General features: G+C 53.0%; 17 protein-coding genes. 15 read left to right on the top strand and 2 right to left on the bottom strand.

Annotated features, from left to right (window positions below):
- The first annotated feature begins 14 nt into the window (after positions 1-14).
- Genes ABIE48_RS06350 through ABIE48_RS06385 form a run of 8 tightly spaced genes read left to right on the top strand, consistent with a single transcriptional unit; the run spans position 15 to position 11,285 of the window.
- Positions 15-2,897 (top strand): extracellular solute-binding protein, encoded by a 2,883-nt coding sequence (locus ABIE48_RS06350; RefSeq protein ID WP_192715040.1) that lies wholly within the window; start codon positions 15-17, stop codon positions 2,895-2,897.
- Between the two features lie 12 nt (positions 2,898-2,909).
- Positions 2,910-3,869, top strand: coding sequence for a carbohydrate ABC transporter permease (locus ABIE48_RS06355; protein WP_192715039.1), 960 nt, complete (start codon positions 2,910-2,912; stop codon positions 3,867-3,869).
- Positions 3,870-3,882: 13 nt separating this feature from the next.
- Positions 3,883-4,746 carry a carbohydrate ABC transporter permease gene (locus ABIE48_RS06360; RefSeq protein WP_192715363.1) on the top strand — a complete coding sequence of 288 codons (864 nt, stop codon included), beginning with the start codon at positions 3,883-3,885 and terminating at the stop codon, positions 4,744-4,746.
- A gap of 16 nt (positions 4,747-4,762) precedes the next feature.
- Positions 4,763-6,229 carry a hypothetical protein gene (locus ABIE48_RS06365; protein WP_145024790.1) on the top strand — a complete coding sequence of 489 codons (1,467 nt, stop codon included), beginning with the start codon at positions 4,763-4,765 and terminating at the stop codon, positions 6,227-6,229.
- A complete protein-coding gene (locus ABIE48_RS06370) occupies positions 6,219-6,845 on the top strand; it encodes a Yip1 family protein (protein ID WP_145024788.1) in 627 nt (208 codons plus the stop codon). The genes ABIE48_RS06365 and ABIE48_RS06370 overlap by 11 nt, the downstream gene beginning before the upstream one ends.
- Before the next feature lie 17 nt (positions 6,846-6,862).
- On the top strand, positions 6,863-9,415 hold the full coding sequence (locus ABIE48_RS06375; RefSeq protein ID WP_145024786.1) for a DUF5696 domain-containing protein: 2,553 nt from the start codon (positions 6,863-6,865) through the stop codon (positions 9,413-9,415).
- Positions 9,412-10,320 carry a carbohydrate ABC transporter permease gene (locus ABIE48_RS06380; RefSeq protein ID WP_116232513.1) on the top strand — a complete coding sequence of 303 codons (909 nt, stop codon included), beginning with the start codon at positions 9,412-9,414 and terminating at the stop codon, positions 10,318-10,320. The genes ABIE48_RS06375 and ABIE48_RS06380 overlap by 4 nt, the downstream gene beginning before the upstream one ends.
- 17 nt (positions 10,321-10,337) lie before the next feature.
- Positions 10,338-11,285 (top strand): carbohydrate ABC transporter permease, encoded by a 948-nt coding sequence (locus ABIE48_RS06385; RefSeq protein ID WP_076169184.1) that lies wholly within the window; start codon positions 10,338-10,340, stop codon positions 11,283-11,285.
- A 120-nt stretch (positions 11,286-11,405) separates the two neighbouring features.
- Here the strand turns inward: ABIE48_RS06385 and ABIE48_RS06390 are convergent, their stop codons facing one another.
- Positions 11,406-12,182, bottom strand: coding sequence for a helix-turn-helix transcriptional regulator (locus tag ABIE48_RS06390; protein WP_145024784.1), 777 nt, complete (start codon positions 12,180-12,182; stop codon positions 11,406-11,408).
- A gap of 177 nt (positions 12,183-12,359) precedes the next feature.
- Here ABIE48_RS06390 and ABIE48_RS06395 point away from each other — a divergent pair, with 177 nt between their 5' ends.
- The 3 genes from ABIE48_RS06395 (at position 12,360) to ABIE48_RS06405 (ending at position 16,958) form a co-directional block, all read left to right on the top strand.
- Positions 12,360-14,174, top strand: a complete 1,815-nt coding sequence (locus ABIE48_RS06395; RefSeq protein WP_145024782.1) for a family 43 glycosylhydrolase — start codon at positions 12,360-12,362, stop codon at positions 14,172-14,174.
- Between the two features lie 17 nt (positions 14,175-14,191).
- On the top strand, positions 14,192-15,727 hold the full coding sequence (locus ABIE48_RS06400; protein ID WP_192715038.1) for a glycoside hydrolase family 43 protein: 1,536 nt from the start codon (positions 14,192-14,194) through the stop codon (positions 15,725-15,727).
- Positions 15,728-15,959: 232 nt separating this feature from the next.
- Positions 15,960-16,958, top strand: a complete 999-nt coding sequence (locus tag ABIE48_RS06405) for an endo-1,4-beta-xylanase (protein WP_145024778.1) — start codon at positions 15,960-15,962, stop codon at positions 16,956-16,958.
- A gap of 81 nt (positions 16,959-17,039) precedes the next feature.
- On the opposite strand, the gene ABIE48_RS06410 is transcribed toward ABIE48_RS06405, so the two are convergent.
- Positions 17,040-17,882, bottom strand: coding sequence for an AraC family transcriptional regulator (locus ABIE48_RS06410; protein ID WP_192715037.1), 843 nt, complete (start codon positions 17,880-17,882; stop codon positions 17,040-17,042).
- 130 nt (positions 17,883-18,012) lie between these two features.
- On the opposite strand from ABIE48_RS06410, the gene ABIE48_RS06415 reads away from it, so the two are divergent.
- The 4 genes from ABIE48_RS06415 (at position 18,013) to ABIE48_RS06430 (ending at position 22,335) form a co-directional block, all read left to right on the top strand.
- Entirely contained in the window at positions 18,013-19,509 is a 1,497-nt protein-coding gene (locus ABIE48_RS06415; protein WP_192715036.1) for an alpha-L-fucosidase, read from the top strand.
- A gap of 150 nt (positions 19,510-19,659) precedes the next feature.
- Positions 19,660-20,016, top strand: coding sequence for a VOC family protein (locus tag ABIE48_RS06420; RefSeq protein WP_192715035.1), 357 nt, complete (start codon positions 19,660-19,662; stop codon positions 20,014-20,016).
- Positions 20,017-20,081: 65 nt separating this feature from the next.
- The gene (locus ABIE48_RS06425) at positions 20,082-20,606 is read left to right on the top strand and encodes a P-loop nucleotide/nucleoside kinase family protein (protein ID WP_192715034.1); all 525 of its coding nucleotides are present in this window, start codon (positions 20,082-20,084) and stop codon (positions 20,604-20,606) included.
- A 253-nt stretch (positions 20,607-20,859) separates the two neighbouring features.
- A complete protein-coding gene (locus tag ABIE48_RS06430) occupies positions 20,860-22,335 on the top strand; it encodes an FAD-dependent oxidoreductase (protein WP_354518532.1) in 1,476 nt (491 codons plus the stop codon).
- The last annotated feature ends 10 nt before the right edge of the window (positions 22,336-22,345 follow it).

Below are 22,345 nucleotides of genomic sequence, written 5' to 3' on the forward strand. Positions count from 1 at the left end.
CAGGAGGGAGAAGCGTGAACAACCGAAAGAAGAGCTACGTCGCTGTCCTGCTCGTCCTTGCCATACTGGTGTCCATTTGGGCATTCTACCCTTCCGGTTCATCCGAAGTGCGGAGCGTTCAAGCCATGGCCGATTTTGCGGCTGTTACGGGATCGGGCGGGGATGACGGTGGCTACGATGCATATGTGAAAGCCCATTCGGATGCTAAACGCCCGGATCAGGTTATCCGGATCGAGGGCGAGAGCTTTACCCAAACCGACGGGCCGGGATTCGAGGTTGTCCATCCGTCAGGGGAAACCGCCGTCCTCACGCCGGAGTCGGGTTCCATCAGCTGGAACGTGCCCATCGAACAGGCGGGCCTGTACAACATCCGAATCCGGTATTTGCCGGTAGAAGGCAAAAGTTCCGCAATCGAACGCGGATTGACGATCAATCAACAGCTGCCCTTTAAGGGCGCCGACCTGGTTACGTTTGACCGGGTCTGGGGCAACCGGGACGACAAGATCGGTCGCGATGACAGAGGGAACGATCTGCGTCCGAGTCAGGTAGAGAAGCCGATCTGGCAGGTCGAATCCGTCACCGACCGCAGCGGTTATTATGACGAACCCTATTTGTTCTATTTTGACAAAGGCAATCAAAGCGTGACCTTGACGGCATTGCGTGAGCCTATGGCCATCGATTATATCGAGCTGTACCAGGAAGAAGCATTAAAGACGTACGCAGAGATCAAGAGCGATTATTCAACCGAAGGGCTGCAGCCAGTCAAAGACCAATACACCCTGATTCAGGCAGAGGATGCGGTGTATAAGTCCTCTCCGACCTTGTACCCGGTTTCTGACAGATCGAGCCCGACGGTTATTCCATACGATGTGTCCAAAATTCGGATCAACACGATCGGAGGGCTGAACTGGAAGCTGCCCGGACAATGGATCGAGTGGGAATTCGAAGCGCCGGAGGACGGCTTGTACCAGATCGCTTTAAAAGAGAAGCAGGATCAGCTGCGCGGCGTCTTCGCCACGCGGAGCCTGACGATTGACGGAAAGGTTCCGTTCAAGGAGATGAAGCGGATCCCTTTTGAATTCAGCAGGGACTGGAGCATGTACGTCTTGGGAGAGGATGAGCCGTACCTGTTTCACTTGACCCAAGGCAAGCACCGGATTCGCATGACGGTTTCCCTTGGCGAGCTGGCCCCGCTGATCCAGACGATCGAGTCAAGCGTGCTGCAGCTGAACGAAATGTACCGCAAAATTTTGATGATCACGTCCAATTCGCCCGATCCGTACCGGGACTACCAATTGGAGAAGCGGATCCCGGAAATGGCGGAGGTATTCCGCAAACAAGCCGAAACGATCCAAAGCGTGGCCGATTACCTGGAACAAACGACAGGCGAACAGAGCGACAAGGTGGCCATTTTGCACACGATGGTCAAGCAGCTCCAAGAGATGGCCAAACGGCCGGATACGGTTGCGAACCGTTTGGAGGCCTTCAAGACCAACGTCGGCGGCTTGGGTACCTGGATCCTGACCGTCCGGGAACAGCCGCTTACGCTGGATTATCTGGTCGTTTCCTCGCCGGATCACAAGCTGCCGAGAGCGGATGCGTCGTTTCTGCAAGTGGTGAAGCATGAAGCCGGGGCGCTCACCGCTTCTTATACCGAGGATTACGACAGCATCGGCAACACCGGCAAGCAGAAGCGGTCGACGACCGTTTGGATTACGACGGGACGGGATCAGGCGCAGGTGTTGAAAAACCTGATCGATGATTCGTTTACCCCGAAATCAGGCATTTCGGTCAATCTGAAGCTCGTACCCGCCAACATCCTTCTGCCCGCGACGCTCGCCGGGGAAGGGCCGGACGTGGCAATGCAGATCGGCGAAGATGTGCCCGTGAACTATGCCATGCGGGGGGCGGCCGCCGATTTGTCGAAGTTTGCCGATTATGACACTGTGGCATCCCGCTTTCGCGACAGCGGATTGGTGCCTTACGAATATGACGGGGGCGTCTATGCGCTGCCGGAGCAGCAGTCGTTCCCGATGCTCTTTTACCGCAAGGATATCCTGAAGGAGCTTAACCTGGAGCCGCCCCAAACGTGGCAGGATATTTACAACATGATTTCGGTTCTGCAGAAGCACAACATGGAATTTTATCTGCCGATCGAGGCCGCCAACGCGAGCCTGGTGCCGAACCCGACGTTCTCCATGCTGCTGTACCAGAACGGCGGCGAATTCTACCGGGACGGCGGCAGAAAGAGCGCGCTGGATTCCGAAATCTCCATGGATGCCTTCAAGAAATGGACGCAGTTCTATACGAGCTACAAGTTCCCGCTGCTTGCCGACTTTCCGAACCGGTTCCGTACCGGCGAAATGCCGATCGGCATCGCGGATTATACGACATACAACATGCTGACCGTCCTCGCGCCGGAGATCAAGGGGCTCTGGGAATTTACCATGGTGCCCGGCACGGAGAAGAACGGCACGATCCATCATGAAGTGGCCAGCCACACGACCGGCGTGATGATGCTCGAGGGCGCACGGGATCAAGAGGCGGCTTGGGAGTTCATGAAATGGTGGACGGATAAGGATACCCAAATCGCATACGGCCGCGAGATGGAAGGGCTGATGGGCGAGGCTGCCCGTTATCCGACAGCCAACGTCGAAGCGCTCGAGGAGCTGCCTTGGCCGGTTAAAGACTATCGCAATTTGGAGAATCAGTGGAAATGGGTCCGGGGAATCCCGCAAGTCCCGGGTGGCTATTTTACCGGCCGGCATCTGGACAACGCATTCCGCAAAGTCGTCAACGCCAGCGAGAATCCCCGCGAGGCATTGTCGGATTACCTCTTGTACATCAATGACGAAATTGCGGTCAAGCGGAAGGAATTCAATTTACCTGAACAGTAAGGGGGGAATCGGATGCAAGCCGAAACAACCAGCAAGGCCGCCGTTTCGAGCCTCGTGCAGCCGAAAAAGCAGTCGCGGCTGGCCAACGTTTGGAGAGAGCTGAAGATAAACAAGCATTATTACATCCTGATGAGTCCGTACATGCTGATCTTTTTTGCCTTTACGGTGGTTCCGGTCGTTTTCTCGATCGTTCTCAGCTTCTTTTATTTCAATATGCTGGAATTCCCCCGGTTTGTCGGGTGGCAGAACTACTCCAGATTGTTTTTGAATGATGACGTCTTTATGATCGCTTTGAAAAATACGCTGCTGTTTGCGGTCATTTGCGGACCGATCAGCTACCTTGCCTGCTTTCTGTTTGCATGGATTATCAATGAGCTGTCCCCGAAAGTCCGCGCGTTCATGACGCTTGTTTTCTATGCGCCGTCGATTTCCGGCAACGTTTTCTTTATTTGGCTCATTATTTTTTCGGGCGACAGATACGGCTACTTGAACGGCTTTTTAATTAAATTCGGCTTTATGCTGGAACCGATTCAATGGCTGACGAACGAGAAGTACATCTTGCCGATCATCATGATCGTCCAGCTGTGGCTCAGCCTGGGCACCAGCTTCCTGGCCTTTATCGCGGGACTGCAGACAATCGACAAGTCCCTGATTGAAGCCGGAGCGATCGACGGCATCCGCAACCGCTGGCAGGAGCTGTGGTTCATTACGCTGCCGTCCATGAGACCGCAGCTGATGTTCGGCGCAGTCATGCAGATTACGAGCTCGTTTGCGGTAGCCGATATCTCGGTGGCGCTCGCCGGATTTCCGAGCGTCAACTACGCGGGGCATACGATCGTCACGCACTTGATGGATTACGGAACAATCCGCTTTGAAATGGGGTATGCGTCCGCGATTGCCACAGTGCTGTTCGCCATGATGCTAGGCGCCAACAAATTGACGCAGGGATTACTAAGAAAGGTAGGGGAGTGATTTGGTTACGAGAATGATGGCTGCCTTTCGCATGCCGAGAAGGCTGAACCGCTCTTTTACCGTCAGCTTTATGCTGTTCGCGTTCCTGGCCGTATTCGGCGCATTCATGGCGCTGCCGCTGATCTATGCCGTTAATAATGCTTTTAAACCGCTGAACGAACTGTTCCTGTTTCCGCCGCGTTTTTTCGTGAACAATCCGACGATGGACAACTTTTACGATCTGGTGGCGTTAATGGGAAATTCCTGGGTGCCGCTGTCACGGTACATCGTGAATACGCTCTTCATTACGATTGTAGGGACCGTCGGCCATATTCTGCTGTCGTCCGCCGCGGCCTATCCGCTGGCTAAATACCGTTTCCCCGGGTCCAAGATCCTGTTCTCGATCGTCGTCATGTCCTTGATGTTTTCCGGACACGTTACGGCGATTCCCAACTATATGGTGATGTCATGGCTGGGCTGGATCAATACGCACGCATCGATTATCGTCCCGTCACTTGCGTTCCCGTTAGGTTTATTCCTGATGAAGCAGTTTATGGAACAGATTCCGGATGCCCTGCTGGAGGCGGCCAAAATTGACGGGGCGAACGAATACCGGATTTATTGGACGATCGTCATGCCCAATGTGAAGCCCGCTTGGCTAACGCTGATGATTTTGCAATTTCCGATGCTGTGGGGCTCGGACGGGGGCAATTTCATTTACAGCGAGAACCTCAAAACCCTTCACTACGCCTTAGGCCAAATTACCGCGGGCGGGATTGCCCGTGCCGGCGTGGGAGCCGCCGTCGCGCTGATTCTGATGGTCGTGCCGATTACACTCTTTATCATTTCGCAGAGCAACGTCCTTCAGACGATGGCGACCTCCGGAATGAAAGAATAGAGGGGAGACTAGCACGATGCGAATGAGCATACCGAAAGTGAAAAAGTACCTCCTGGTGGCTGCCCTCTGCTGCCTGCTGGGGACGAGTATAGGCGTAAATGCGGCTCACGCCGAAGGCAGCGCCTCCTATAACTATTCCTTCTGGAATGACACGACGCCGGCTCCTGCCGCCTATGAGGCAACGTCTTTGCTGAACGGCGCGCAGCTTGGCGTGGGCCCCTTCAAAAACCCAAGCGACATCCACGTAACGGCCGACAAAGAGATTTACGTGCTCGATTCCGGCAACAACCGCATCGTCGTCCTCGACGAGCATTTTAAGCCGGTTAAGGTGGTGGATTCCTTTGACCACAAGGGGAAGAAAGATACGTTCAATAACCCGCAAGGGATCTTCGTGACCGACCGAAAAGAGCTCTTTATCGCCGATACGGGCAATAAACGGGTGGTTCATCTGGATTCAAACCTAAGGGTGGCGGGGGTGCTTGAAGCGCCGAAGTCCGACCTGCTGCAGGCCAATTTCGATTTTCAGCCGGTTCGGGTGGTTGTTGACACGGCGCAGCGGATCTACGTCATGTCGACCGGCGTATTTGACGGTTTTATGGAATTCAATCCGGACGGGGCGTTCACCTCGTTCATCGGCGCCAACCGGGTGACGGTTGATCCGGTGGAGCTGTTCTGGAAAAGGATGTCTACGCAGGCGCAGCGGAGCCAAATGGTGATGTTCACGCCTACCGAATTCACGAACCTGGATATGGATGACGAAGGCTTCATTTACGCAACAAGCGGTGACTACTCGAATAATCCGATCAAAAAACTGAACGCTCAGGGCAACGATATTCTCCGGCGGACGGGATATCTCAGCCTGGTGGGGGATATCCGGTATTCAAAAGATGTCGGCCCTTCACGGCTCATCGATATCGATGTCACCGACAGCGAAATGTATTCGGTCCTCGACTCCAAGCGGGGCAGAATCTTCACTTACAGCGGGGATGGGCATCTGATGTACATATTCGGCGGCTTGGGCAACCAAATGGGCCAATTTAACACTCCCGCGGCGATTGAACGGGTCGGGGACGATTTTCTTGTGCTGGATAAGGCATTCGGCGAGATAACGGTGTTTCAGACAACAGCGTATGGCCGGATGTTGAACGAAGCGGTCCGGAGCTACTACAGGGGCGATGAGGAAAAGGCGTTTGATCTCTATCAACAGGCGATCAATATGAATGCGAACCTGGAATTTGCTTATTCCGGCGTGGGCAAGGCCCTCCTTCGGAAAGGGGACTACAAAGGGGCTATGCAGTATTTCAAGGAAAGCTATGATCAAGCCAATTATTCAAAGGCGTACCTGCTTTACCGCAAAGAGGTGATGAGAGAATACTTCCCGGCAGTCATGACCGGATTGATCGTGCTTGCCGCAGCTCTCCTGCTCTTCAAAAAGCTCCGGAAGCGGATGAGGAGACAAGGAGGTGTTACGATTGAATCGTGATCTCGTAAAATACCCGCTTTATCTCATCGTGCATCCGTTCAACGCCTATTGGGACCTGAAATACGAACGAAACAAGCGGCACACGCTGATCGCTTCCTTGATCATTTTGTTTTTGATGATCATCACCAATGTCCTTAGCAACCAGTACAGCGGCTTCCTGGTCAAAATCACTAATCCGGATGATATGAACAGCCTGATGGAAGTAGTGTACATCGTTGTCCCGGTCTTGTTCTGGTGCGTGGCCAACTGGTCGCTGACGACGCTCATGGACGGCGAAGGGAAGTTCGTTGAAATTTTTACGTCGACGTGTTTTGCCCTCGTTCCGATGATGATCATCAACTTACCGTGGATCTGGCTCAGCAATGTCATATCGCTGCAGGAGACGGCGTTTTATAACTTCTGCAGCACCGCGGCCTTCCTCTGGTCGGCGTATCTTTTGTTCGTCGGCAACATGACCGTGCATCAATACTCGCCGTCGAAGACCATCGGGACGATCCTGCTGACGATCGTGGCGATGGGATTTATGGCTTTTATCTGCCTGCTGTTTTTCGGACTGATTCAGCAGATGATTTCGTTCGTTCACGTCATTTATCAGGAAATCATGCTGAGAAACTAAAGAAAGGAGGAGAAACCATGCGCAAAGCCAGAATCGCCCTGTGGCTCCCGGTACTGATCGCGGGGATCGCGCTGGCCGGCTGTGCCGATTCGAACGTGGCCCGCTCGGGGGCCAATGATGCACCGGCTGCAGTTGAATTCACTAAGGGCCAGCCTTTGAAGTCGGCTTTCACCGACGCCCGCGCAGCCGGCATGAAAGGCGTAGCCGAAAATGAACGACTGCGGCTGTTCGTGGATGAGAGTACGGGTGCTATTGCTGTGTTAAATAAGGAAACCGGAGAGACGTGGTACAGCAACCCGCCGGAGCAGGGCAAGGATCCGCTCGCTTCGGGGGTGAACAAAGCCAACCTTTCTTCCCAGCTCAAGATCGATTATTACAACAATTTCGGCCAGGTGAATTCCATCAATACGTTCACGGACAGCGTCTCGCATAAGCAGATCAAATTCGAACCGATCCCAAGCGGGGTAAGGGTCACGTACCAGTTCGGAACCGCCGTGAAGTCAGCGGCCGATTTGCCGATGATGCTCAGCAGCGAGCGGATCGAGGCGATGCTGGGCAAGCTGGACAAAACGGGTCAGCGGGCTCTGAAAATCGCCTATAAAGAAGATCCGGATAAAAAGGTGTATGTCCGTAACGACAGCGCCTTAAATGGACTGCAGCTCGATCGCGCCTTCAAGGCATTTGACGATGCCGGATATACCGAAGAGGACCTCATGAAGGACATGGAGGAGCTGCATTTTACACAGGAGAAGCCGGAACCGCGGATATTCCTCGCATCGATCGAATATGCCTTGGACGGCGACAGCCTAGTCGCCAAAATCCCTGCATCCGGTATTCAATATCCGAGCGCATATCCAATCGGGAATATTTCCTTTCTCAGCTTTTTTGGCGCCGGCAGCTCCAAGGAGAAGGGTGCGATCTTCGTGCCGGACGGCTCCGGCGCGCTCATCCATTTCAACAACGGGAAGAAGCAGTATCCCGCTTACCAGCAACCGGTGTATGGGGAAGATCTCACAATGAAGACGACCGAGGATGCCGAGACCGAGCAGGCGGTCCGGCTGCCGGTGTTCGGCATCCTCCGGGAAAGCGGCGCGATCCTCGGCATCATCGAGGAAGGCGCATCGGCTGCGGCCATTCATGCCGATATCAGCGGAAAGCTGAACAGCTATAACTATGTATATCCCAGCTTCAATGTCATGAACAAAGGCGAAGTGACGCTGCAAGCGAACGGCCAGGAACGTACGCTGCCCAGGTTCCAGGAGCAGGCGATGAAAACAGATTTTACGGTCCGGTACGCGTTTCTGAACAAAGAGGAGGCTTCTTATCAAGGCTTGGCCCGCTACTACCAGCGTTATTTGGAGCAGCATGGCGGTCTCCCTAAGCCAGAGCCGGCCGCAGGTGCAACAGATACGCCATTCTACCTGCAGCTGGTCGGCGGCATCGCCAAAGAAAAGCATTTCGCCGGCATTCCTTACCGGACGATCGAGCCCCTCACGACGTTTGAACAGTCGGAGGATATCATCAACCAGATGAAGAGCCGCGATATCTCCAACATCAAACTGAAATTTTCGGGCTGGTTCAATGGCGGGATGGATCATGAGGTTCCGGATCACCTTTCGGTCGACAAGGCGGTCGGCGGCAGCAATGGATTGCGGAGCTTCCTATCGTTCACACGGGATCAAGGGGTTTCTTTCTTTCCTGATGTAGCCGTTTTGACCTCGAATACGGGAAAGGGATTCAACGAGAACGCGAATGCTGCGAGAACGCTGAGAGGCGTTCCAGCCGCTCTCTATCCGCTGGATCAGGCACTCAATCGGAGGGACCGGGATAAGCCGCCTTCTTATGTTGTATCCCCGCGGCTTACCGTTTCCTATACCGAGTCGGTGCTGAAGGGCTTGAAAGGGTATCAAACGGGCGGTATTTCACTCCGGGATCTCGCCGATCAGCTCAACAGCGATTACCGCAAGCACAATCAACTGGATCGCACGCAGTCCGAGAACCTTTCGGTTCAGGCGCTGGGCAGCATCTCGCAGCAAAATTTGAAGGTCATGGCGGACGGCGGCAACGCTTATGCGCTTCCATTCTTGTCGGATATTACGAACGCGCCGATGTCCGGCAGCCGATTCAAGATCGAGGACGAAGAGATCCCATTCTATCAAATGGTCATTCGGGGGTCCATCGACTACACGGGAAGCCCGTTTAACCTGTCAACCTATACGGATGAACGGCAGTATATCCTGAAATGCCTCGAATACGGAGCGGGCGTGTACTTCGAATGGATCCATGAACCCAATGACAAAGTGAAGGATACAGATTATAACGACTTGTATGCCGTCCATTACAAGCAGTGGATCGACCAGGCTGCCGAAATGTACCGCGAGGTGAACGATGTGCTGAAGAACGTCCGGAACGAGCCGATTACGGGCCATGAGAAGCTTGGCGAAGGCGTGTTCAAAACCGTGTACGGGAATGGCATTTACGTCATTGTGAACTATAACCGTACGGATGTGACGGTGGACGGACAAACGGTGAAAGCCGAGAGCTATTTGACGGGTGGTGTGCAATCTTGAAGTCGATCATGAAAATCGGCGCGAAGCGGCGGACGTACGCCGAACAGAAGGCGCTTTGGGGTTTTATCTACGTTTTGCCGTGGCTGCTCGGATTTCTTCTCTTTTTCCTGATACCGTTAATTTCCTCATTAAGGTACAGCTTCAGCTCCATCGAAGCCAATGCTAACGGCATGAACATCAGCTTTATCGGCATCTCCAATTATGTGGAAGCCCTTACGGTCAATACTAGCTTTAACCGTACGCTGACGACCTCGATCGTAAACATGGTCATCAACGTACCGCTCATTGTGATCTTCAGCCTGTTTTTGGCTGTACTGCTGAACCAAAGGTTTGTCGGCAGAGCCATTGCCAGATCGATCTTTTTCCTTCCGGTTATCCTGGCGTCTGGAGTCATTGCGAATTTGGAGACGTCCAGCCTCGTTCAGGCCATCAATGAGCAGAACGCCGGCGGTGCCGTGAGCGGCCTGGGGACCAGCGAGCTGACGCGGATCATGGTCAATTCCGGTGTCAGCGATAACATCGTCACGTACCTGACCAGCGCCGTGGATCGCATCTACCAGATCGTCAGCCAGTCGGGCGTGCAAATTCTGATCTTCCTGGCAGGGATCCAGTCGGTATCCCCCCAGCTGTATGAGGCATCCAAGATCGAGGGAGCGACCGGTTACGAAGCGTTTTGGAAAATCACGCTGCCCATGGTCAGCCCGCTCATCCTGGTCAACGTGATTTATACGGTGATCGATTCGTTCTCCCGGAGCGAAATGACGACGCTGATCAGGGAAACGGGATTTACAAATTTCAATTTCGGCCTCAGCTCGGCGATGGCCTGGATTTACTTCCTGGCGATCATGGTTATTTTGCTAATCATTACGTTTTTCATTTCCAAAAGAATTTTCTATCAAGAGTAGAAGGAGCGTGAGCAGCGTTGATCATCGCCCGTTTGTTGTCGCTCGAAAGCTGGAAGCGCTGGCTGTGGACCGTCGTGCGGCTGGTCCTGATGGCAGGACTGTCGTTTGTCATTCTGTACCCCATTCTTCAAAAGATTTCAACGGCCATCAAGGACAAGAGCGACCTGTATTCGCCGATCGTCGTCTTTATCCCGGAGCATTATTCGCTGGACAATTTCAAAAAGGCCATCTCGATCATGGACTATTGGCACACGCTGTTCAATACGTTTACGTTATCGGCCATGACGACGATCCTGACGGCCGTGTCCTGCGCGTTTGCAGGCTACGCTTTCGCGCGGCTTAAATTCAAAGGCAGCAATTTGCTCTTTGGAGGCGTCATCCTGACCATTCTGGTGCCGCCAACGACCATTCTGATACCGATCTACATGAATTTGAAGGATTTCAGCCTCATGGGGCTGATCCCGCTGCTGACCGGGAAGTCGGTGAACCTGCTGGATTCGTACTGGCCTTTCTTTCTAACCTCAGTCACCGCAAACTCGCTGAAGGCGGGTCTCTACATTTTTATTTTCAGGCAGTTTTTCCGGGGCATCCCGAAAGAAGTGGAGGAGGCGGCTTATATCGATGGGGCGGGCGTAAGCAAAACTTTTATGCGCATCATGCTCCCGAATGCCGTTCCGGCCATCGTTACCGTGCTGTTGTTTTCGTTTGTATGGCAGTGGAATGACAGCTTCTTTACGACAACGTATTTAACGTCGGGCAAAGTGATGTCCACCCAACTGGCTTCGCTGCCGCACAACCTCTCCATCATGCTCGAGGGCGGGGTTGCGACCAACAAGGATCCTTTCTATATGAGCATGGTCCAGGATACCGGCATCTTGCTGGCGATCCTGCCGCTGATCATTATTTATTTGTTCGTGCAGCGTTACTTTGTGGAAAGCATCGAGCGGACCGGCATCGTCGGGTAAGGTTGGGTTATGGTATTAACGAAAAAGCAGCATGCGGTCCCGCATGCTGCTGCTCTATTTTATTTATCTATAAGGAGAAGGTTTCTATTGGAAACGGATAGAAAGCTGCTTGATTTAATCTCAAGGCCGTAAATCACCCGATTGCCGGTACTCACGAGGCGTGCAGCCCACGATACGCCGGAATTGTCTGGAGAAATGCTCGACATTGTTGTATCCGCACAGCTCGCTGATATCAGCGATTCGAAGCGATCCATGGATCAGCCTTTCCTTGGCGAGGCGGATTCTGCACTGGATAACGTCGTCCATGCAGGAAATCCCGAAAGTCGCCTTATACAGCGTTTGCAGGTACCCGGGGCTCAAGTGAACGTCATCGGCCATGGAAGGGACGCTCCATTCAGCGCCGGGACGGTTATGGATCGCCTTGCGCAGATTCAGCAGTTTCTGGTAATGCGGCGAATTTTCCTTGGATTGAAAAGCTTCGAGCAGCTTGTTGAACAAGATCCGAAACAGGTAGTCGATCGAGAGCTCCCGGTAATCGCAGCTGAAAAAATTTTCGGTGGCCAGAAGCTGAAACAGCTGGCGGCAGTACCCGGGATCCGGCACCGGAATCGGAACGCCCCGCGGAAGTGCCGTTTCCAAAACGTAGGATTCGTCCGTCTCGAAACGGACCCAGTCATTCACAAATTGGCCTGAGCAGGCGCGGTACATAATCTTTTGCCGAGGGGGAAAGAGAACGGCACAGTTTGCCGGGTACTCCCGGATTTCTCCTTGAACCCAGAACTCGGCCGGCGTTTGCGTAAGAATCAGCAGCCAAAAATCATGTCCATCCGGAATGTCATAAATAAAGTCTCCGGGATGGGCGGCATCATATCCGACATAGTAAATGGATGTCGTCATCACGATCTCCAATCTTAGAATAGATCAAGTTTCTGTCAGCATAGATCATTCATTGCTGAGATGTCCTAATTTATAATTTCATAATAAACGCAATATGAAGTCAATAGAATAATCAGAAATGGCGTTACTCCGTTAGCAAATCCGTATTTGAAATGATCAATAAAGGTGAGGCATGCCATGATATTGAAAAGCGAATTTATCAAAGTACTATGCTATACCCGCACTCCGCAGGAGGACATCATCTATGCACCTAGACTGGCGTACAGCATGCATCTTGCCTATAGCGAGAACGGCAGGGACTTCCAAGCCTTGAACCATAATTCAGGCGTCCTGTTCGCGAAGGCAACGAACCATGAAAACGGGACGCTCCGGGCCAAAAGCCTGAAAAATCCGTACCTCTTCCACATGGCCGACGGAAAATTCGGTGTCGTTGCCGTGCGGACGGTCGCGGATGGACAGCAGGATGAAGAGAGCCGAGGGGCGGTGCTGTTCTTTACTTCCAACGATTTGCTGCAGTATCAAGAAATCGGGCTTGTCGATTTGAAGAGCGATGTTTACGCCCATGACGTCGCTTGCGAGTACGATGAATCAAGCCAGGCATACGTCATCCGCTGGAGCGACGGGAAGGGCGGCAGCTACCAAAATAAGATTCAGGACCTTTATGATTTGGCTGGCGCCGGGACTCCGGAAAAAGCGGAGGCGTTTACTCTCGAAGCCGTATCGGCCGACATTGAAGGCGTCCAGCCCCGTAACGTGATCCGCGTTCCGCGGGAAACGGCACAACGCCTCGTATGCCGGCTTACGGTTCCCGAGAATGTCGCCATTGAAGTTCCGGATGGCATCAAGGCGGCATCGGCCGAGGATTTGAAAGCGCTCAAAGCGACCGCGGTATACAGTGACGGCACCATGGCTCCCAAAGCCGTGGACTGGGATACGGCAGCGGTTCGCTGGGATCAGGCGGGAACCTATCGGGTAAAGGGAAGGGTTCGTCAGGAGCATTATGCGTTTCCGATCGCGCCGAACCGGGCGGACCCTTGCATCGCGAAATGGAACGGCAAGTATTATTTCATTGCGACCAACGACGCCGACGGCAACCGAACTTTGTATATCCGGGAAGCAGAGACGATATCCGGTCTTGTTCAGGCCGGCGAGTCTTTAATTTTGGATACACAAACCTATGATCACATTAAAGGGCTGTTATGGGCGCCCGAGTTCCATATTATCGAGGACGGGCTGTACATTTTTCATGCGGCAACGACAGGCGAATTTTTCTATGAAGAGTGCCACGTGATGAAGCTGCGCGAGGGTGGGGACCCCACTTGCGCCGCTGACTGGTCAATGCCCCGGCGCGTCGTTAGGAAAGACGGTACCGAGTTATGCGAGGCGGGCAAGGTGATCTCCCTGGACATGACCGTCATCCAGGTGAACGGGGATTGTTACGCGGCTTGGTCGGAGCGGCAGTTCGTGCCTGTAGATCTTGGCGCCTGGGTTTATATCGCGAAATTGGATCCGAAGGAGCCGTGGAGGCTGACGAGCGATCCGGTGCTGCTGACCAAGCCGGACTTTGGCTGGGCCAATAACCATACCTTTGTCGATGAAGGGCCGTTTGCTTTGATCCGGGACGGCAGGATTTATCTAACCTTCTCGAGCGCGGCGGTAGACGCTACTTATTGTGTAGGCCTGCTGACCGCCGACGCGAATGCGGACCTGATGGATCCAGGCAGCTGGACGAAGGGCAATTATCCGCTGCTGACGTCGAGAAGCGTCCCGGGCGAATACGGTCCGGGCCATAATTCTTATATTACCGATGACGATGGCGTCACTTGGAACGTATACCATGCCCGGCCGGGAGTAGAGGGGCCAAGAGGCTCCGGAATCCGCCGCGTTCATTTCGGCATGGACGGATATCCGGTGCTTGATTTAACGGAAGAAAGGGATTTAAATCCGGCTTTGGCCGAGGTGTCGATCGAAATTATTGTACAACGCGATTAGGAAGGGGCAGAGAGAACATGTATCCAAATCCGATTATATGGGCCGATTATCCGGATATTGACGTGATCCGGGTAGAGGATACCTACTATATGGTGAGCACGACGATGCACATGATGCCGGGCTGCGTCATTCTGCGATCATACGACCTGATTCAATGGGAGGTGGCTTCACATGTGTACGACGTACTGGACAATACGCCCGCACAGCGGCTCGAAGACGGCCAACATATTTACGGCCAGGGCATGTGGGCGCCATCTTTTCGTTACCACAAGGGTAAATTCTACGTCATTTTCGTGGCGAACGATACCCGCCGGACTTACTTGTACACGGCAGATAGTGTAACCGGTCCATGGACGAAGCAATACATCGAGGGTTTTTATCACGACTGCTCCCTGCTGTTTGACGATGATGGCCGGAAGTATCTGATTTACGGGAATGCCGAGATTCACCTGCTCGAATTGAAGGAGGATCTTTCCGGTCCCAAACCCGGCGGGCTGAACCGCGTTATCGTGAAAGAACGGGAGCCGTATCATCTCGGGTACGAGGGTGCCCACTTTTATAAGATCGACGGCAGGTATTATGCTTTCTTTATCCATATTTCGAAGGCTTCAGGGCGCCGAACGCAGGCCTGCTTTGCAGCGGATTCCCTGGAGGGCGAATTTACGGGCGGAGAGGTTTTTAATGACGATATGGGGTATTTCAATTCAGGCGTAGCGCAGGGCGGCATCGTGGATACGCCGGACGGGAAATGGGTGGCTGTGCTGTTTCAGGATCACGGCGCCGTCGGCCGGATCCCGGTGCTTGTTCCGCTGCGCTTTGAGAACGGTTTTCTGGTATTCGCCAAAGCAGCACCCCCAATGATCGAGCTGCCAAGCACAAGACCGGGGTATACCTACAAGCCTTTGGTTGGAAGCGACGACTTTGATTACACGCCGGACGAAGACGGCAAAGTACGCCTGAAGGATGTTTGGCAGTGGAATCATACGCCTGACGATGCATTATGGTCCGTAACGGACAAACCGGGAGTCTACCGGGTCACATCCGGCAAGATCAGCCCTAATTTGACGTTCGCGGTCAATACGCTGACGCAGCGCGCCATGGGACCGGCATGCGAAGTAACGGTCACGCTGGACGGCAGCGGGCTGAAGGATGGCGATTATGCAGGCTTATGCTTTTTGATCGGTACGTACGGCTTGATCGCCCTGACCAAGGAGGCCGGCCGGTCCTACCTGGTGATGCTGGCCAGAGAGGCCAAAGACCGCTCCATATTCGGCAAACTGGTCGACGAAGAGCCCGGGACCGAACTCGCCAGAATCCCCGTTTCCGGAAACGTCGTCACACTTAAGACGATCGGCAATTTCGTGAACAATGCGGATGAGTGCATGTTTTATTACCGGGATGGCGCGGTTTGGAGGCAGCTCGGGATTACGCACAAGATGGTATATAAGCTGGACCATTTTATGGGATGCCGCATCGGTCTGTTTTTGTTTTCCACCCGGGAGGTCGGAGGGACGGCGGATTTTTCCGATTTTCAATACCAGGTCCTGAAATAACCCGACTTCCGTTCGCTCCTTATGCAATGGGGATGTTCCTCTGGGAATGTCCTCATTTGAGCTGGATGTTATTTTGAAAGTCGCAAGGTCTGGTCAAAGACAACCATACTTTGCCGGGTGAGGACACGGTCAACGGCAGGTTGTTGCGTGATCATGAGGAGGCTTACACTTTGGGATGAAGGTGTCTTTCATGAAGCATTGGCGTGTAGAACTTCTCTAGGAGGGGATAGGTATGATGAGATTGCGCGAAGCGTTTAAAGAACAGTTTTTGATCGGGGCCGCTGTCAATCCGGTGACGTTGGACTCGCAGCGTGATTTGCTTATCGAGCATTTCAACAGCGTGACTGCCGAAAATGAAATGAAATTCGAAAGGTTGCATCCTGCGGAGGACCGGTATACGTTTGAGGCGGCAGACCGTATGGTGGCCCTGGCTAAAGCCAGCGGCATGGGAGTAAGGGGCCATACGCTGGTGTGGCACAATCAGACGCCGGCATGGGTGTTTGAAAATGAAGACGGCAGCCAAACGGATCGGGTGACGCTGCTGGCCCGCATGAAATCTCATATCAACACGGTCGTATCCCGTTACCGGGGAGAACTCTATGCTTGGGACGTGGTGAACGAAGCGGTATCCGACAGCGGCAGCGAACTGCTGCGGCCTTCGAAGTGGCTCGATATTATCGGCGAGGATTTCATCGCCAAGGCGTTTGAGTATGCCCATGAAGCCGATCCGGAGGCGCTGCTGTTCTACAATGATTACAACGAAGCCGATCCGGTGAAAAGCGAGAAAATCTACACGCTCGTCAAATCGCTGCTCGAGCAGGGGGTGCCGATCCATGGCATCGGGCTTCAGGCGCACTGGAGCCTGTATCACCCGTCGCTGGATAATATCCGCGTGGCGATCGAGAAATACGCCAGTTTGGGCGTGAAGCTGCATATTACGGAGCTGGACGTTTCGATGTTTGCGTTCGATGACCGGCGGACCGACCTCACGGCTCCGACGGAAGAGATGCTGGCTCATCAAGCGGAACGTTACGGTCAATTTTTCCGGTTATTCCAGGAATACAGCGAATATATCACTTCCGTCACTTTTTGGGGCGCTGCCGATGATTATACCTGGCTGGACCATTTCCCTGTACGGGGGCGAAAGAATTGGCCATTCTTATTTGATGCGAAGCATCAGCCCAAACCGTCTTATTCGGAAGTGCTGAAGACAGTGGGCTTGACTCTTTAGGCAAGGCATGTTTTTCATTGGAATGGTGCTTGTACAAGCACCATTTTTTTTCGTGTTAACGGCAGCTGCACCAGCTTTTAATTAAGGCGATACCGTTTGATGGGAGTTGAAGGTCATCCGGTATGCGGTCGGCGAGAAGCCGGTCGATTCCTTGAAAATCCTGGATAAGTAGGAGATATCGGATATTCCGATCCGGTCGCCGATTTCAGATAACGGGAGGTTCGTCGTCACAAGCAGCAGTTTTGCTTCCTCCAGCCTTCTTTTCTTGATGTATTGGATCGGGGAAATCCCGAACTGGCGTTTAAATACACGGATGAAATAGTTGGGATGCAAATGAGCCTTTTCTGCCAAGTCCGTAATGGTCAGGTTGTGACGGTAGCTGCTCTGAATATACGAAATCACCTGTTCGAGAGGTTCGGGCTCCGTCGAACGATGGAGGCTGACCTCAGAGGAAACCGTATGCTCAATATAATAAGAAACCAATCTTAGCATGGCTGATTTCACAAGCAGCGGACCGCTAATGGAAGCCGCAGCATCGCTGTCGAGCAATTCGCGGAACAGCCGGATCGCTTCGCTGTCATTTTTTGTGTCCACATACAGTGGGGTTTGAATCAGGTCAAAGAGATTGCGGTCTCCAATCCGAGCCGTAAAATGGCACCAATATTTCGTGTATCTGGGGCCCGAAGTGTAAGAATAGGACTGCTTCACGCCATGAGGCATAAGAAACCATTGTCCGGGTTTTGGTCTAAATTCCGAATCGCCGATTTTCAGCCATCCCTCCCCGTCACAGATCAAATAAAACTTGTTAAAGTCCGGCGTATAGTCGAGCTCCCGCCAATCCGTCCATACCTGGTTATAACCCATCGATGTGACCCGTACGTCCAGATTTTCCATATACAGCCTTGCTAGTGATTGGTTGCCCATATATATATTCCCCGTTCTATATAGAGTAGATAATTTTATCCAACAGAAGGTTAGGATTCTGTATTCATTCATGGCATGAGGATTGCTAGGATAAAATCAATTCCTGATTCGAGCAAAGGAGGCAATACCGATGAACTGGAACGAAATCGCCGCTGGCCCCTACCAACCTACCTTTGAGTCCCTCCGCCAATTCGAATGTCCGGAGTGGTTCCGGGACGCCAAGTTCGGGATTTGGTCGCACTGGGGCGCCCAGTCCGTACCGATGTACGGAGACTGGTATGCACGGAACATCTACATCGAAGGTTCGGAACAATACCGATACCATGTCCGTCACTACGGGCACCCATCGAAATTTGGCTATAAAGATCTTGTGCAGCTGTGGAAAGCGGAGGCGTTTGACCCGGATGCATTAATGGACTTATACACGGCAGCCGGGGCCAAATATTTCGTGGCGCAGGCGATGCACCATGATAACTTCTTCAATTATGATTCTAGCATCCATCGCTGGAACTCGGTCAATATGGGACCCAAAAAAGATATTGTCGCTCTGTGGAAGGATGCCGCCGCACGGCGTGGGCTGCCTTTTGGCCTAACGGAGCATCTCGGCGCCACATTCAGCTGGTTCCATTGGAATAAAGGCAGCGATAAGGAGGGGCCATATGCCGGCATTCCTTACGATGGGAACGATCCGGCGAACGAGGATTTGTATCTGCCCAATAAGGAACACCATCATGGCAGGATACAGGTTGATTCGATTGCGCCTTGGTATACATCCAATCCATGGTGGCATCGTCACTGGTTTTCCGTGATCAAGGAAATCATTGATAAGTATCAGCCGGATCTGCTGTACTCGGACGGCGGGCTGCCGTTCACACCAGGCTACTGGGAAAAGCCGGAGCTGTCTCTGGATGATCCCGCTTACGAGGCTGGACTACGCGCTGTCGCACACCTGTATAATACGAGCGCGGCGATTCATGGCGGCGTGAACCGTGCGGTCTATAACCAGAAGGATCGGCGCAAGGAAATATACACGATAGGCGTGCTGGATATCGAGCGGAGCCAAGAGCCTGACATTAAGCCCGAACCGTGGCAGACCGACACATGCGTAGGAGACTGGTTCTATAATGTGAGGTCTGTGTATAAAAAGCCGGGGCATGTCATCGAAATCCTGGTCGATATCGTTTCTAAAAACGGCAATCTTCTCTTGAATATTCCGCAGAAGCCGGATGGTACGATCGACGACGAGTGCACGCATATCCTTAGGGAGATGGCCGAGTGGATTCGAGTCTGCGGAGAAGGAATATTTGGCACCCGCCCATTCCGCGTGTCAGGCGAAGGCCCTTCACAGGTGGTCATTGACCATTTCACCGAAAACAAAGTGGAATGGACAGCGGCAGATTACCGATTTACGCAGAAGGGGAATATTCTCTACGCCTTCCAAATGCGGTGGCCGGAGGATCGTCTGGCCGTCATTCGTACGTTGAGCCCGGCTGACAAAGTAAAGTCCGTGCGGCTGCTGGGTGTGGGCGATGTACCGTTCGAACAGCCTTACGGAGCTCTGGTGGTTTCCCTTCCGGAGCATAGGCCGACAAATCATGCCCACTGCCTGGCTATTGAGCTCGGGTGACACGCTCGATGATCCATTTGGACCGGCATCGCTGGCTGAGATAGGCATATAATCAGTATAAAAATATAATACTCATTGGATTACGCCCTGCGGCTGATATAATGATGCCGTGGGGCGTTTTTAATAACTCTTGTTAAGGAGATGATGACGATGAAAGCGCTGAAGCTAAGGCCTTTTGTTCCGTCCGGTGAGGATTACCCGCTTGCTGTGCAGTTCTATGAGGATTTGGGATTTGAAAAAATCTTCACCAGCGATGAGCTGACGATTTTCCGGATGGACGAAACGGAGTTCCATTTACAGAACTATCAGAACGCTGAATTGCAAATGAACTATATGCTGGAGCTATGCGTCCAGGATTTAGATGCGTGGTGGAGCCACCTTCAACACTCCGGTGTCTTCGGAAAATACGGCGTGAAAGCCAAGCCTCCTGAAATCCAGCCTTACGGCAGACGGGCCATCCATCTGCTGGATCCCGCCGGCGTTCTCTGGCATATTACAGAAGTCTGAACCCGGCCGATCGGACAGGTAAGACGCAGCTGATGGCTATTGTAGAGTGAGGAGGATGATTACATATGAACGGTGATACGAAGCAAATCTATCTGATCTCCGGTCCACTCGGGGTCGGAAAATCGACAACGTCGAAAGAGCTCGCTCGGCTCGTGGAACGCTGTGTGCTGATAGAGGGCGACGATTTACTCCACATGCAGATGACGGAGCCCTCCCCGACATGGGAGGAACGTCTGAGCTTGGCTTGGATGAATATCCTTTCGGTCACCAGAAACTTTATCCAAAGTGGTTTTCATGTCGTGATCGACTTTGTCGTCGAAGATGAATTCGAGTGGTTCTGCCGGCAGATCGCGGATTTAAACGTACAGCTCAAATATGCGGTACTGCACGCAGACGAAGAAACGATAGCGGAGCGGCTCCGTAAGAGAGGGGATATACATTCACTGGACCGGTCGCTGTTTTTGCTAAATAAACTGAAGTCAGCAGCAGTCAATGCGGATTATCTTGTGGGTACGAATCAAAAGGATCCGGCCGAGACTGCCGCAGAAGTGATCCAAAATGACAGGTTTCACGTTCATATTGAAATGTAACGGAAAGCATGGTTAAACAACGGCTGCCGCAGGGATAGACTGCTATTCTTCAAGTCTTCGTCGGCCGCCGTTTTGTTGTGCCCGAAAGTGTCTGAAGAGGCAAATGCTGACGCCTGAAAAAAGGGGTTGACAATAACTGTTAATCACCGCATAATGACATTGACTGACTGAGTCAATCTAAATTAATAACTTCATATTTTTTTGGAATATTGTTGACTGAATGAGTCAATCCAAAACTGGGAGGAATCATTTTATGGTTACCAAGGCGAACACAAGCAAGGCCATCGTCATCGGTGGAGGTATGGCGGGACTCATGACCGCACGCGTGCTCTCGGAACATTTCAAAGAGGTACTGATCGTCGAAAATGATGCCTATCCGGCAGGGCCGGACGTCCGGCCGGGAACGCCGCAGGCATTCCATCCGCATCGCTTTACGGCGCGGGGGAAAGCGGTCATCGAACGGCTCTTTCCTGGATACGAGCAGGATATGATCGCGAACGGCTGCCCGTCTTCACTGAACAAAAACGCGTATTTCATGAACCAGTACGGCACCCTGGAAATGAAGTACGACCGGGATGATCTTAAATTCAGCAGAGCGCTTCTGGAGTGGGTCATCCGCCAGCGGACGGCAGCCATTTCCAACGTGAAATTTCTGACGAAACACCAGGTGACGGGGTTGTTAACGAGCCCTGACGGATCCGAGGTACTAGGGGTGCAAGCCAGAGACCGCGAGCAGTCAGGCAAAGAGAAAGCCCTGATGGCCGACCTGGTTATTGATACGAGCGGGCGATCTTCAAAGCTGTCGGGCTGGCTTACGGACCTGGGCTACGAGGTTCCCAAGCCGGATCTGTTGAAAGTTTCGCTCGGGTACAGCACCCGCCGCTATAAAGTGCCGCCGCAACTGACTCATTTGATCGATCAATGGGACGTCATCAACATTCAAGGGCAGCCTGCGAGCGGTACGTTTACGAGCGTCTTCTCCTTTATCGAAAACGAAACGGCTGAAGTGCTGCTCGCCCGTCCGGGCGGGAATTACCCTCCGACGGATGCCGCCGAATTCGAGAGCGCCTTGGAGCAGCTTCCGAGCCCGAAGATCGCAGAACTCGTCCGCGATTTCGAACCGATGGCGTCACCCAGACCTTTCCGCGTTCCGGAATTGTACTGCCATCGATTCGAACAGATGCCGCAGTGGCCGCAAGGCTTGCTGGTCCTGGGAGATGCTTACTGCATCTATGACCCGATCTTCGGCCAGGGCATGACCGTTGCTGCCATCTCTGTCGAAATCCTGGAAGCCTGTCTGCGGGAACAGCGCGCCGAGAAGCGGCCGGATTGGGAGCATGGCGTACTCCGCCGAATCAAGGAGGCCATCGAGCCGGCGTTCTGGCTGAACTGTACAGCCGATCTCAGATGGGAGGGGGTCGAATACGAAGGGGCGGATTCGGGGAAGGGGAACGCCTTTAGCCGGGAATATATGGAGCTGTTCCTGAGGTATGCGGTCAGCAAACCCGATTGGAAGTTCTATGGACTCTATTGGGCGGTTAATACGTTAGCGGTATCCCCCCGTAACATTTTCAATCCTGAGACAGCTGTCCAAGTGTTAACCGCTTCGGATGAAGGCAGGAAGCTGCTCTCCGGTCTTACGGTGAACAACGGCCAACCTGTGGAAACGATTCTCGAAGAAATACTTCCGTGGTTCCCGGAATCGCCGTTCGAGCTGGTAAGACCATAGCGATAGCCAA

Origin of the sequence: Paenibacillus sp. OAE614 (assembly GCF_040546645.1) — a bacterium.
In the GTDB taxonomy this organism is placed as follows: Bacteria; Bacillota; Bacilli; order Paenibacillales; family Paenibacillaceae; genus Paenibacillus_AQ; species Paenibacillus_AQ favisporus.